At 67.5% G+C, this 13,685-nt stretch carries 11 protein-coding genes; 10 read left to right on the top strand and 1 reads right to left on the bottom strand.

Annotation, left to right across the window (positions count from 1 at the left end):
- Nucleotides 1–12: 12 nt before the first annotated feature.
- The gene (locus CKO41_RS16540) at nucleotides 13–789 is read right to left on the bottom strand and encodes a TOTE conflict system archaeo-eukaryotic primase domain-containing protein (RefSeq protein WP_200383091.1); all 777 of its coding nucleotides are present in this window, start codon (nucleotides 787–789) and stop codon (nucleotides 13–15) included.
- Nucleotides 790–838: 49 nt separating this feature from the next.
- On the opposite strand from CKO41_RS16540, the gene CKO41_RS16535 reads away from it, so the two are divergent.
- The 10 genes from CKO41_RS16535 (at nucleotide 839) to CKO41_RS16490 (ending at nucleotide 13,260) form a co-directional block, all read left to right on the top strand.
- On the top strand, nucleotides 839–1,111 hold the full coding sequence (locus tag CKO41_RS16535) for a type II toxin-antitoxin system TacA family antitoxin (RefSeq protein WP_200383090.1): 273 nt from the start codon (nucleotides 839–841) through the stop codon (nucleotides 1,109–1,111).
- Nucleotides 1,108–1,623, top strand: coding sequence for a GNAT family N-acetyltransferase (locus tag CKO41_RS16530; protein WP_200383089.1), 516 nt, complete (start codon nucleotides 1,108–1,110; stop codon nucleotides 1,621–1,623). Before CKO41_RS16535 ends, CKO41_RS16530 begins: the two co-directional genes overlap by 4 nt.
- 648 nt (nucleotides 1,624–2,271) lie before the next feature.
- The gene (gene hrpA, locus CKO41_RS16525) at nucleotides 2,272–6,180 is read left to right on the top strand and encodes an ATP-dependent RNA helicase HrpA (RefSeq protein ID WP_200383088.1); all 3,909 of its coding nucleotides are present in this window, start codon (nucleotides 2,272–2,274) and stop codon (nucleotides 6,178–6,180) included.
- Between the two features lie 366 nt (nucleotides 6,181–6,546).
- Complete coding sequence (locus CKO41_RS16520; protein WP_200383087.1) at nucleotides 6,547–7,803, top strand: AAA family ATPase; 1,257 nt, start codon at nucleotides 6,547–6,549, stop codon at nucleotides 7,801–7,803.
- A gap of 19 nt (nucleotides 7,804–7,822) precedes the next feature.
- A complete protein-coding gene (locus tag CKO41_RS16515) occupies nucleotides 7,823–8,332 on the top strand; it encodes a hypothetical protein (RefSeq protein ID WP_200383086.1) in 510 nt (169 codons plus the stop codon).
- Between the two features lie 522 nt (nucleotides 8,333–8,854).
- Complete coding sequence (locus tag CKO41_RS16510; protein ID WP_200383085.1) at nucleotides 8,855–9,655, top strand: tellurite resistance TerB family protein; 801 nt, start codon at nucleotides 8,855–8,857, stop codon at nucleotides 9,653–9,655.
- 265 nt (nucleotides 9,656–9,920) lie between these two features.
- Entirely contained in the window at nucleotides 9,921–11,060 is a 1,140-nt protein-coding gene (locus CKO41_RS16505) for an alpha-hydroxy acid oxidase (protein WP_200383084.1), read from the top strand.
- A gap of 138 nt (nucleotides 11,061–11,198) precedes the next feature.
- Nucleotides 11,199–11,744, top strand: a complete 546-nt coding sequence (locus CKO41_RS16500; protein ID WP_200383083.1) for a Uma2 family endonuclease — start codon at nucleotides 11,199–11,201, stop codon at nucleotides 11,742–11,744.
- Between the two features lie 257 nt (nucleotides 11,745–12,001).
- A complete protein-coding gene (locus tag CKO41_RS16495) occupies nucleotides 12,002–12,397 on the top strand; it encodes a hypothetical protein (RefSeq protein WP_200255375.1) in 396 nt (131 codons plus the stop codon).
- A 113-nt stretch (nucleotides 12,398–12,510) separates the two neighbouring features.
- Nucleotides 12,511–13,260: an MBL fold metallo-hydrolase gene (locus tag CKO41_RS16490; protein ID WP_200383082.1), complete on the top strand. Its 750-nt coding sequence runs from the start codon at nucleotides 12,511–12,513 to the stop codon at nucleotides 13,258–13,260.
- The last annotated feature ends 425 nt before the right edge of the window (nucleotides 13,261–13,685 follow it).

Genomic DNA, 13,685 nt, shown 5'->3' with positions numbered 1-13,685 from the left:
GATGAAAGCAATTCACATCGCCCCCCCGTATTCCTCGCTGACGGCCTCGATCCGAATGAAAAGCCGCCGCCGGGGCGGCATGAGGCCAGCGGTTTTTTTGAATTCAACGGGGTTTTCTTCCAGGCACCAGATATGTGCCCCGTTGCCAGATCGCGAACGCTCGATCCAAAAAGGGACGCCCCGGATCCGGCAGGTTTCGGCAACGGCGGCGACATCCTCCTTCCATCCTGCCTTGTCGAAATCGGCGGCGAGAAACCAGCAGCTCTCGTCGGCGAGCATCGGGTAGACTCCGATCACGTGACGTCCCTGCAGATGCTCGAGCATGACCCTCTCGGTGATCGGAATGAACCCCTGGTTCGGGCAGGCGCCGCATTTTACCCTGGGTTTGTCACACAGACCGCGACGCCATTCGTTGCTGTATGCAGGCGAATAGCCTTTGCTCCCCTTGTTCGCGTTGATCCAGAGCTTCGGATAAACCTTCTGCCGTCCCCGAAAAAGGTCCATAAAGAGGGCGATCTTGGCGTCCGTCGTCGTCGGAACCCCCGGACTGGGAACCGATGGAGGCTTGGCAGAGACTGGCCGATCAGCAACGCAGCTCTCGGAATCGAGCTGTTCATGCAGCCCCGAAAGGTGCCGCAGCAAGCAAGCGCGCTCGCCGGCAAACTCGGCCAGTCGCTTTTCGGCACGGGCGATGGCATCCAGGATGATCTGGCGGTTACGGCTACCCATGATCGTCAAGGAATCGGCCTGGGATGCCTCGATGCGGTCTTCTCTTGGAATGTACGGCATAGTACCGTACATTAGGTGTCGGGTAGACGTTTCAAGAAGGCGGACGACAATGGGCAAGCAGGCACGATTGGAGGCGCGAGTGAGTCCGGATGTTTACGCCCTCTTGAAGCGGGCGGCGGAAATCGAGGGGCGGTCGTTGTCGGATTTCGTGGTGACGGCGGCGCGCCAAGCCGCGGAGAAGGCGGTTGTTCAAGCGGACATGATCACCTTGTCCTATGAGGGCCAACTGCGCTTTGCGCAGGCGCTGATCGACCCGCCACCTCTGGCTCCGGCCATGGAGCGGGCGATCGATCGCTACAAGCGCACGACGGGGTCAGCTTGACGGGTGTCTTCTTCTGTACCGAGCCCCTGGGGGGCAGGTCGCGCGGCCTGTTCTGCTGCGGGGTCGATGCACTCGACCGCTATTTTCACCGCCAGGTCTCCCAGGACATCCGCCGCCGCCTGACCGCGTGCTACGTCGCGCTTTGCGGCGACTCCGAGCGTATCTGCGGTTTCTACACGCTCTCGGCCTGTCACATCGCCTTGCCGGACCTTCCCGCCGAGATCACACGCAAGCTTCCGCCTTATCCGGTTATCCCCGCCGTGCGGATCGGTCGTCTGGCGGTTGACCGGGATTTCCGGGGCCAAGGGCTCGGCTCGGCGATGCTCGTGGATGCCGCCCGCAGGGTAATCGAGTCGGACATCGCCGCATTCGCCCTGATCGTCGATGCCAAGGACGCGCAGGCCGTCGCCTTCTATGAGCACCATGGGTTCTTGCGTCTCGCTGTTGAAGGGGAAGCGCGAACCCTGTTTATCCCGCTGAAGGGGATCGCGGCACGGCTCAAGCAAGAGTAGTCAGCAGGCTCGCCAATAACGGGTCGGGCGGAAGCTGGTCTGTGTCCGAGCACATCGACAACAAGCTGGCATCAAAGATCAATGCCTTGCAGGCGACCCACCGCCGCTACAGCGCTCGTGGATCGTTCGCAGACAATTTGGGCCAACGCAGATGTTTGCAGGCTGTTGGCAGGTAATCTGGGCTGTTGGCAGTTAATCTGGGCTGTTGGCAGAACAATGTGGGCCAAAGAACCGGGATATTGTCAGCTAATCTAGGCCGAGATCGGCGATGTTTGCAGGCCAGGAGGCGGATGCTTGCAGGACGCTATACCTAGACCCGCGTAAGGCGGAGCGCGATAGCGGTTTCGCCACTTGCCGAGACCGACTGAGCCGGCCAGCTGTTTCGGGCCCGCCGGGGGAATGGCGGATCGCTATCAAAGGCCAGACGAGCTGGAGAGACATGGCCAACTGGCCAATGCCGCTTAACGGGATGTCCGATTTCGCTTGACCAGGTCACTGAAGACGCGTGACGCGTCAAGTCGTTAGTTCGTGAGGCCTTCGGGTCCTGCGCTCGCGTTGAGGCACGGCGGGGCGCGGCCTTGCATTGACACCCGCGGCCGCAGCTCCTAGCCTGCCAGCCCTGTTTCCGTTGCCCGATCGTCCGCGAAGTTGAGCAATCCCTCCTTTCCGCCGCCGGCGGAGCTCGATGGCTGTCTGTTGGCCGACCGCCCCGCGTTGCGTCGGCGTCTGCGGGCGCTGCGTCAGCGCGAGCGCGGGGGGCAGCCGTTCGAGCAGGGGCTGCTGCGGCTCTGGCAGGACCTGCGGGCGTCGCAGGCGCTGCTCGAGCAGCGCCGGGGGCTGATCCCGGCGCGGATCGATTACCCACCGGAGTTGCCGGTCAGCGAGCGGCGCGACGAGGTGGCGGCGCTGATCCGCGCCCATCCGGTCGTCGTCGTCTGCGGCGAGACGGGCTCGGGCAAGTCGACCCAGCTGCCGAAGATCTGCCTGGAGCTCGGCCGCGGCCGGCTCGGGCGGATCGGCCACACCCAGCCGCGGCGCATCGCCGCGCGCACCCTCGCCGCGCGCGTCGCCCAGGAGCTCGGCGGCGAGCTCGGCGGGCTGGTCGGCTACAAGGTGCGCTTCCACGATCGGCTGCGCCCGGCGACGGCGGTCAAGCTGATGACCGATGGCATCCTGCTCGCCGAGATCCAGCAGGACCGGCAGCTGCGCGAGTACGACACCCTGATCATCGACGAGGCCCACGAGCGCAGCCTCAACATCGACATCCTGCTCGGCTACCTGAAGGGCGTGCTGGCGCAGCGCCCGGAGCTGAAGCTGATCGTCACCTCGGCGACGATCGACCCGCAGCGCTTCGCCGCGCACTTCGGCGGCGCGCCCATCATCGAGATCTCGGGGCGCACCTATCCGGTCGAGGTGCGCTACCAGCCGCCCGAGGAGGAGGGCGTCGGCGAGCGCGACGAGGCGATGCAGACGGCGATCTCCGAGGCCCTCGCCGAGCTCGCCCGCGAGGGGCGCGGCGACGTGCTGGTGTTCCTCTCCGGCGAGCGCGAGATCCGCGAGACGGCCGAGACGCTGCGCAAGCGCCACCCGCCCTCGACCGAGATCCTGCCCCTCTTCGCCCGGCTCGGGCCGCAGGAGCAGGCGCGCATCTTCCAGCCGCACGGGGCGCGGCGCGTCGTGCTCGCGACGAACGTCGCCGAGACCTCGCTGACGGTGCCCGGTATCCACTATGTGATCGACCCGGGCTTCGCCCGCATCAGCCGCTACAGCCACCGCAGCAAGGTCCAGCGCCTGCCGGTCGAGCGCATCAGCCAGGCCTCGGCCGACCAGCGCAAGGGGCGCTGCGGGCGGGTCGCCGCCGGCGTCTGCATCCGCCTCTATTCGGAGGACAACTTCGCCGCTCGGACGCCCTTCACCGAGCCCGAGGTGGTGCGCACGAATCTAGCGTCCGTCATCCTCCAGATGAAGCTCTTGGGCTTCGGCGCCGTCGAGTCCTTCCCCTTCCTCGATCCGCCCGACCCGCGGCTGGTCAGCGACGGCTACCGGACGCTCGAGGAGCTCGCGGCGCTCGATCGCGGCGGTGAGCTGACGCCGCTCGGGTACCAGCTCGCGCGCCTGCCGCTCGACCCGCGGATCGGGCGGATGCTGCTCGCGGCGACCGAGCAGCGCTGCCTCGCCGAGGTGCTCGTCATCGCTGCGGCGCTGAGCGTCCAGGACCCGCGCGAGCGGCCGCTCGAGCGCCAGCAGGCGGCCGACGAGGTCCACGCGACCTTCCAGCACGAGGAGTCGGACTTCCTCGCCTTCCTGAACCTTTGGCGGTTCCTCGAACAGCAACGCCGCAGCCTCTCGAAGGCCAAGTTCCGCAAGCTCTGCCAGCAGCACTTCCTGTCGTGGAACCGGGTCCAGGAGTGGCACGACACGCACGGCCAGCTGCGCGAGCAGATGCACCAGCTCGGCTTCGCCGAGAACGCCTCGGAGGCCGGCTACGACGAGATCCATCGCGCCCTGCTGACGGGGCTGCTGAGCCACATCGGCTTTCGCGACGAGCGCGACTACCTGGGCGCGCGCGGCAGCCGCTTCCAGATCCACCCGGGCTCCGGGCTCTTCGCCAAGTCGCCGAAGTGGATCATGGCCGCCGAGCGGGTCGAGACGACGCGCCAGTACGGGCGCGTCGTCGCCCGGATCCAGCCGGCCTGGGTCGAGGAGGCCGCCCGCCACCTGGTCCAGCGCAGCTACTCGGAGCCGCACTGGCAGTCCAAGGCCGGGCAGGTCGCCGCCTTCGAGAAGGTCACCCTCTACGGCATCACGCTGGTGCCCAGGCGGCGGGTCAACTACGGGCCGATCAACCCGGGCGAGGCGCGCGAGATCTTCCTGCGCGCGGCCCTGGTCGAGGGCGACTTCCAGACCCGCGCGCCCTTCTGGCGGCACAACCAGGAGCTGATCGCCTACGTCCAGCACCTGGAGGCCAAGTCGCGGCGCCGCGACATCCTCGTCGACGAGGAGGCCATCTACGCCTTCTACGCCGAGCGGCTGCCGAGCGGCATCTACTCGACGCCGCAGTTCGAGCGCTGGCTGCGCGAGACGACCCGCCGCGAGCCCAAGCTCCTGCACATGCGCATGGCGGACCTGATGCGCCACGAGGCCGCCGAGGTCACGGCCGAGGCCTTCCCGGACGCCCTGCCGGTCGGCGCCAGCCGGCTGCCGCTGGAGTACCACTTCGACCCGGGCGAGGCGGCCGACGGCGTGACGCTGGTCGTGCCGCTGCCGCTGATCAACCAGGTCTCGGCCGAGCGTGGCGAGTGGCTCGTGCCCGGGCTACTCGAAGAACGGATCACGGCCCTGCTGCGCGGCCTGCCGAAGGCCCTGCGCAAGCACTTCGTGCCGATCCCGGAGACCGCGGCGCGCCTCGCCCGGCGCCTCGCGCCCAGTGACCGGCCATTGGTCCAGGCCGTCGCCGAGGCGCTGAAGGAGACGACCGGTGTCGCGATCCCGGAGGACGCCTGGGACCCGGACTCGATCCCGGCGCACCTGCGGATGAAGTACCGGCTCGTCGACGAGCGCGGCGCCACGGTCGCGCTCGCCGAGGACCTGGTCGCGCTGCGCCGGCGCCACGGCGGGGCCGCCCGCGACTCGTTCGCCCACATCCCGACCGCCGGCCTGGAGCGCGAGGGGATCACGCGCTGGGACTTCGGCACGCTGCCCGAGTCGATCGAGCTCGATCGGGCCGGGATCCGGCTGCGCGGCTATCCGGCCCTGATCGACCGCGGCGACAGCGTCGCGATCCAGGTCCTGGATTCCGAGGAGAGCGCCGCGCGGGCGATGCGCGCCGGGCTGCGCCGGCTCATCATGCTGCACCTGGGGGCCGACCTGCGCACGTTGCGCCAGCGTCTGCCGGGGCTCGATCGGCTGCGGCTCCAGTACGCGAAGGCGCCGCCCGCCCCGGGCGCGGCGGCCGGTGCTCATGAGGCCGGCGACATCGCCGATGACCTGCTCGCGCTGATCCTCGACCTCACCTTCGTCGAGGACCGCCCGCCGCTGCGCGACCAGGCCGCCTTCCTCGCGCGCCTCGCCGAGGAGCGGCCGCGGCTCGGCACGGTCGCCGACGCCGCCTGCGCGCTGGCCCGCGAGATCCTCGATCGCTACCAAGACCTGCGCCGGCGCCTCGCCTCGATCACCCAGATCAACTGGGTCGCCTCGGTCCAGGACATCCGCGCCCAGCTCGACCGCCTCGTCTTCCGCGGCTTCCTCCTGGCGATCCCCTACGCGCGGCTCCAGGACTACCCCCGCTACCTGCGCGCGATCGACTGGCGCCTGGAGCGCCTCGGCCACGCGGCTGCGAAGGACCGCCAATGGCTGCACGAGATGGCCGACCTGCAACAGCGTTGGCGCGAGCGCCAGGCCGCGGCCGAGGCCGCCGGCCGCCGCGACCCCAGGCTCGATGAGATCCGCTGGCTGCTCGAAGAGCTGCGCGTCTCCCTCTTCGCCCAGCAGCTCGGCACCGCCCAGCCGGTCTCGATCAAGCGCATCGAGGCCCGCTGGCGCGAGCTGGGGTTGTAAAGGGGCACACCCGGCCCCCGGCGATACGGCGACAGGCGCGGTGATAGGCCGAGGCGGCTGTGGTGGGGCCTTTTGAGGGATCCGGGGCTGGGTGGTAGCATCTGGGTAAAAAATAGGAGGCCACGGCGATGTTGGGTTACGGCGCGTATCCGGCACCGTACCTTGAACATCAGGCCCCGACGTTGCGCGCCTAACCCAACCTGGCCCGCGATTTCGCGGGCGTTGCCTGAGATAACGCGATCGAGTCAGGTTCGAGCCTGCCGCGATGGGAGAGAAGCCCTCTGTTCGCGGCATGCAGGTCAGTAGGCGAGCCTCGTGCATGACTCCGCTTGCTCCATGTGCCAGGGGTAGCTGCGTTCATTTCGTATGATCACCGAACTACGCCTAATCCATTGGAAGAGCTTTGACGACGCGACGCTCTACGTCGACAGAGTGACCGTGTTGATCGGCACCAACGCGAGCGGCAAGTCCAACGCGCTGGATGCCCTGCTGTTCCTGAAGCGGATCAGCGACGGCCTGTCGCTCACGGGTGCCTTGCAGGGTGAACAGAGTCTGCCAGCGATGCGCGGCGGGCTCGAGTGGGTGTGCCTGAACAAGGGAAGGACCTTTACGCTCGAGGTCCGAGTCGAGGGTGAGGACCGGCGGACAGAGTACGTCTACCGGTTGCGGTGCATCGTCCAAGACAACCGCTGCGATTTGGCCAGTGAATCCCTGCAACGGCTCAGATATCGGACTGTCAAGCGTTCCCGCGAAGCCAAGCCCTACAGCATCTTTCTGTTCCAGACCGATCCCTGCGCAGACGATGCAGCATCCATTACGGCTCGGCTCTACAACGAGAAGCGCGGTACCCCGCGACCGTCGTTACGCTCTGTTTCGGTGCTGCGCCAGCTTTCGCAGCAACAAATGCGAAAGGAGATCGAGGCTGGCGTGCAGGAAGTCCTGCGGGCATTTCAAGGCATCTTCGTGCTGGATCCGATTCCGGCGCACATGCGGCAGTACTCTCCGATGTCCGACGAGTTGGAGCCGGATGCATCGAACATCGCTGGCGTTATTGCGGCGCTGGCGCCGGAACGGCAACAGCGTCTCGAGGCGTTGCTGTCGACGTACGGCAGCCGCCTGCCGGAACGGGACATCCGTCGCATCTACGCCGAGTCCGTGGGCAAGTTCCAGACTGACGCGATGTTGTACTGTGACGAGCAGTGGGGCGCTGGCGATGAGGTGACTTCGGTGGACGCCCGGGGCATGTCGGATGGAACGCTCCGTTTCTTGGCGATCCTCACTGCTTTGCAGACGCGACCCGAGGGCAGCCTCTTGGTGGTGGAAGAGGTGGACAACGGACTGCATCCATCGCGGGTCGGCCTGCTGCTGGAGATGCTGACGAAAATCGGCGAGGCGCGTGGGGTCGATGTGTTGGTCACGACCCACAACCCGGCCTTTCTCGATGCCGCTGGACCTGAAATGGTGCCATTCATCACCGTCTCGCATCGCGACCCGAAGACCGGACACAGTCGCCTGACGCTCCTGGAAGAAATCGCACAACTGCCAAAGTTGCTGGCGAGTGGTCCGGTGGGGACACTCTCCAGTGCCGGGCGCATCGAAAAGGCATTGGCGGTACAGGAATGATGCGCCATCGGGGGCTCTGATGCGTCGCGTTGTCGTGTTCGACACGTCCGTGCTCTGCGTCTGGCTCGAGGTACCGGGAAAGGAGACCTGCGGACCCGCCGATGATTTCTGGGATCGCGAGCGGGTCCAAGCCCTGATCATCGAGGAAACGGACCAGCGCAGCACCTTCGTCCTGCCCTTGGCGACCATCATCGAGACAGGTAACCATGTCGCGCAGGCGGGTAAACGCCGCTTGGAGACTGCTCGCGCGCTTATGGTCCTTCTTGGAAGGGCCCTGGACGAGGAGGAGCCTTGGGCCGCCTTCTCGCAGCAGGCAGATCTTTGGGGGGACGAGAATTTGCGGCGTTTGGTCCAGGAGTGGCCGCAGCTTGCGCAATCGGCGTTGTCGCTCGGCGATGCCACGATCAGCCGGGTAGCGGACTTCTATGCGCGGACCGGCGCCGAGGTGATGATCGCGACCGGAGACCAAGGCTTGAAGGCCTACCAGCCGGCGGCGCCGGTGAGACAGCCGAGGCGTCGCAGACGGTGAGACGGACGGGCGGCGGCCATGCCCCCGTAACCCTCGGTCAGGCCATCGGCAAGCAGGTCTCGCAGGACCTGGGGCGACCCTATCAGGTTCGCCCCGACACCCCGCCGAATCGGGTTCGTTATCCTGCGGGCCGGCAGCTCGCCTTCGGTGGCTTCCCATTCCGCCTCGCGACGACGCTCACCTTCGTCTACGCAGCTTCGGCACACTCCGACACGGACTTCAACCGTGCTGACGAGACGCCCGCGCGGGCTCCTGTGCCGGTCGCCGTCTCCCTGCCGACTCGCGAGCTGGTGGCCGGCAACGCGCGCGCAGGGGGCCATCGTTGCGACCCATCGGTGGGACCGGGTGTGCTGGCGCGGCGGCTCGCCATCAGCGCGAAGTCCGCGAAAATGGACGGAGGCGCGGATCGCAGATTGGCTACGCCTCTTGAACGCCTGAAAAACCGCCCGCATGGCGGTTTCTTGAAGCGCCTGCCCAGGGCGCACCGCCTCGCACATCCGTCGATTGCAGGAGATCGAGAGCATGGCCAACTTCGGGGACCTTCTTGGGAACTTCATGCGGAGCGGCGTGGGCCAATCCGGGCAGGTGCGCGCTCAGAATGCCTTGCGCGATCTCCAGGCCGGCCTGGGGTCGGGGCAGGGTGGTCAGGGCGGTGCCGGTGGCCTGCTCGGCGGCCTGCTCGATGCCGCGAAGGGCGGGCTCAGCAGTGCCAGCCAGAACCCGCTCCAGGCCGGTGGTCTGGGGGCCGTCCTCGGATCCGTGTTCGGGGGCGGCGGCGATTCGGTGAAGGGTGCCCTGACCGGTGGTGCCCTGGCGATGCTCGCCGGTGTCGCGTTCAAGGCGCTCAGCGAGGCCGGCCAGGCGGCGGGGGCGGGCGGCCCGGGCGGTGCGGCCCCGGCTGGCACCGGCGGCGCGTCGGCGTTGCCGCTCGGCCTGAAGGCCCCGGAGGGTGCGGCCGAGCGGCAGGTGCTCGACAACAAGGCGCGGCTGATCCTCAAAGGCATGATCAATATCGCCAAGTCCGACGGGCAGGTCGGGCTCGATGAGCTGCAGCGGATCATCGGCAAGGCCGAGGCGGCGGGCCTGGACGATGAAGGCAAGGACTGGCTCATGGCCGAGCTCGCCCGGCCGCTCGATCTGTCGGCCTTCGTCGCCGAGATCCCCGATCAGGAGACGGCCGCCGAGGTCTATGCCGCCTCGTTGCTCGCCGTCGAGGTCAACACGCCCGAGGAACGGGACTACCTGCGCCAACTGGCCGAGCGCACCCGCCGGCACCCCATCGTCGTCCAGCACATCCACCAGACCATGGGGGTCGCCGCCTGAGCCCGCATCTCGTCCGGCCGGGGCCATGGACGGTGGAGGTCGACGTCTCGGATCTCTGGGTGCCTGCCCGCTGAGCGATGGGCACATCCGTGGCGCAGGGGCCGAATCGAGTCGCTCCGAGCCGAGACCCTCCGGCTGGGTTGCCACCCGAGCCACCGCCCCTGCAACAGATTCGAGCAGTCGAGCCCAGCGGTCCAGAAGGGACGTCGGGACGAATGGCACGTATAGTTCTACGAGTCGTTCGAGCGATTGACCGGGGTGCGACATGACGTTGATTTGCGAGCTCGCCGACCTGCGTCGGCTGTACCATCGCCGCGTGCCGAAGATGTTCCAGGGCTATTGCGAGTCGGGCTCCTGGTCGCAGCAGACCCTGGCCGAGAATACCGAGGACTTTCGCGCTATCCACTTCCGCCAGCGGGTCGCCCGCGACCTGGCCCCGCGCTCGCTGAAGACCTCCCTGGTCGGCATCGAGGCCCAGATGCCGCTGGCCCTGGCGCCGGTCGGGCTGCTGGGCATGCAGCATGCGGATGGCGAGATCGAGGCAGCGAAGGCGGCCGAGCGGTTCGGTGTGCCCTTCACGCTGTCGACGATGAGCATCTGCTCCATCGAGGCCGTGGCCGAGGCGACGCAAGCGCCATTCTGGTTCCAGCTCTACGTCCAGCGCGACCGCGATTTCACCCGCAAGCTCATCGCACGGGCCAAGGCGGTGGAGTGCTCCGCGTTGATGGTGACGCTGGACCTGCAGATCATCGGCAAACGGCACGCGGATCATCGCAACGGCATGACCGCCCCACCGCGCCTGACGCTCCCCAACCTGCTCGACATGGCGCGCCGCCCGCGCTGGACCCTGGGCATGTTGCGGACTCGCCACCGCCAGTTCGGCAACATCCAGGGTTGCGCCGCCGGCGTCGAGGATATGAACGACCTGATGAAATGGACGGCCGGCAGCTTCGACCAAAAACTCAATTGGGATGACATCAAGCTGTTCCGTGACCAGTGGGATGGCCCGTTGATCATCAAGGGCATCCTCGAGGCCGACGACGCCGAGGCGTGCGTCGCACTGGGCGCCGATGCGATCGTGGTGTCCAATCACGGTGGTCGCCAGCTCGATGGGGCGCGCTCATCCATCTCGGTGCTGCCGGAGGTGGTCGCGGCCGTCGGCGATCGGATCGAGGTCTGGATGGACGGCGGCGTGCGTTCAGGCCAGGACATCATTCGCGCCCGCGCGCTGGGCGCCAAGGCGGTGCTGGTCGGCCGCCCGTTGGTCTATGCGTTGGGCGCCCTGGGTGAGGCCGGGGTCTACCGCATGCTGGAGATCTTCTACGAAGAGGCGGAGTTGACGATGGCCTTCATCGGCCACCGCGAGATCGACAGCATCACGCGCGACGACGTCGTCGTGCGGTAGGTCGGCGGCGCGGACGCCGTCTTGCGTCTTGAAAAATTGCCCGCCGGGCGATCGTTCGAGCCGCACTCCCCCGATCCCCGCGATCGGTAACCGGCGGTAAGCTTGAATGCAGGTAGACCGAACCGCTGCGAGGCAGCTATGGAAGCACTGAAGCGGAAGACGCTCGACGATCTGCTGTCAGAGTCGGACGAGCGCGTCGAGCTGATCGACGGCGAGATCCTCAAGCGGCCGATGGCGCGCTCCGACCATGGGCTTGCGCAGAGCCATGCCGTGGTGGAGCTGAGCCCGTTCACCCGGTCTTCTGGCCCAGGTGGCTGGTGGATCATCACCGAGGTCAGCGTCAGCTACGAGCTTCACCAGTGCCCGAGCCACGACATCGCCGGCTGGCGGAAGGAGCGGATGCCCGGGCGGCCGAGCGGCGTCATCGATTTGGCGCCGGACTGGGTCTGCGAGATCGTCTCGCCGGGACACGAGCGCAAGGACACGCTGAAGCTCTTCACGCTGCTGCAGCGCCACCGGGTGCCCTTCTACTGGCTGATCTGGCCGGAGGATCGGGCACTGATCGCCTATGCGCTCGACGGAGGGGGCTATCGTGTGGTGCGGACGCTGGTCGACGAGCCGAAGGCGCGCGTCCCACCGTTCGACGCGATCGAGTTGGATTTGAGCTACATCCTGGGAGGTTGATCCGTCGGGTGCGCGCTGTCCTCGAGCCCACCGGCGCGCGGCCGACAAGGACTATCGACTGACGTTATCGGGTTCGATGACCTCGACGGGCGGGCACTTTGGAGAGTTCAAGGTCCCCAGACATGGGGCAGGCGGCTAGGTGATACTGTCCCGTTACAGCCTGCGATGCACACCCACCCGGCGGACCGGGCCGGACAAGCCATCGCGGCGACCAGTCCCGCTCTTGCGATGCCATCTGACAATCGGTGTCGACATCCATGGTGCAACGCACAACCAGCAAAAAGAAGCAGAAGCAGATCTCGGAGACCTTCATCGAATTCGTGTCGCCGAGCTTGGATGCGATGGGGCTGTCGCCGGAGCACCCGGCGGGCGAGTCCATCATGAGGGTCTGCTGGACGACCTGGAACGCGGTGGTCTTCGGCGATTTCGGCGGCCAGACCAAGTACCTCGAGGCCCTGCTCGATCCGGCGCAATCCAGTCCTGCCTCCGTGGTGCTCGTGCAGGCGCTGGTCGAACGCAAGCGCTCGCGCCGTTCCGCCGCCGACGACCGGCTGATCGGCGACTACAAGATCCGGTACGTCGGTGGCGAACGGCGACTCTGGGCCGAGGCGCGTGATCCCTACCCGGCGGGGCGCAAAGGGCGGGTCGGCTAGACGGGCGGGGGTTGCCAAGCGGTTGCGGTTGTGCGATTCCGGGTCCTTCGAGGCGCTTCATCATAGACTCGCGTCCCGCCTTCCATGGCGAACCCGCACAACCGGAGGCCCAGATGATCTTCAAGCAGCTCTTCGAACCCGTCTCGAGCACCTACACCTACCTGCTTGGCTGCGAGGATACGGGGCAGGCGATCCTCGTCGACCCGGTGCTGCCGACCTGGCGGCGTGATCTGGAGGCGGTCGCGGCGCTCGGCCTGCGGCTCGTCTACACCCTCGACAGCCACATCCACGCCGACCACATCACCTCGGCCCTGACGCTCAAGCGCGAGGCCGGCAGCCAGATCGCCCACCCCGCGATCGATGGCCTGCCCTGCGTCGATCGGCCCATCGAGGAGGGCCGGCCCCTGGTCCTCGGCAGCCTCCGCATCGATCCCATCTTCACGCCTGGCCACACCGACGGCCATCATGCCTACCGCATCGGCGACCGCGTCCTGACCGGCGACGCCCTGCTCATCGATGCCTGCGGACGCACCGATTTCCAGAGCGGTGACCCGGCCTCGCTCTATCAGAGCGTTGCCGGCAAGCTCTTCGCGCTGCCCGAGGAGACCCTGGTCTATCCGGCCCACGACTACGAGGGGCGCTGGGTGTCGAGCATCGCCCAGGAGAAGACCCGCAACCCGCGTCTCGGCGGTGGCCGCTCGCTCGAATCCTTCGTCGAACTGATGAACGGCCTGGATCTGGCCTATCCGAAGTTCATCGACTATGCCTTGCCCGGCAACCGCGAATGCGGCGTCTGCCCCCCCGGTGTGCCCGATCATCTGGAACAGTACTGCGAGCGGATCGCCGAGAGTCGCCAGGGTTGAGCGAGCGCCCCGGGTGTCCGGCACCTGGATCGTTTGCCCCGACGGCCGATGGACGCCAAACCCGGGCGCGGATGCCGGGACGGGAACCCCGTCGCGACGGCACGGCGGATCCGTTCTGATCCGCCGGCGTCGCCTGCGCCGATGGCACGGCCCGTGGTCGGGTTAGGCGCGCTGGCACGGCGGTCCCGGCAAAACAAAGGATTGCGCGCGCCGTAACCCGGCAGGGGCCTCGGCGGGCGCCACGGTGTCGGCTGTCGGGTTACGCCCCCGCGGGGGGCTAACCCGACCTACGGGCCGCGCGCCGTGCGAGGGGGCGGGGTTGGGCGCGCGGGGCTAACCGGACCGCGTGTGCCGCGCGGTCATTGGCACGCCCGTGCGGGATGGGCCTCCGCGGCCGCCGTCTCGACCGCTGCGAGAGGCGAGCA

The organism is Thiococcus pfennigii (assembly GCF_016583835.1).
GTDB classification, from domain to species: domain Bacteria; phylum Pseudomonadota; class Gammaproteobacteria; order Chromatiales; family Chromatiaceae; genus Thiococcus; species Thiococcus pfennigii.
The sequence above is the reverse complement of the archived record's forward strand: the minus strand, read 5'-3'. Positions and strand labels throughout refer to the sequence as shown.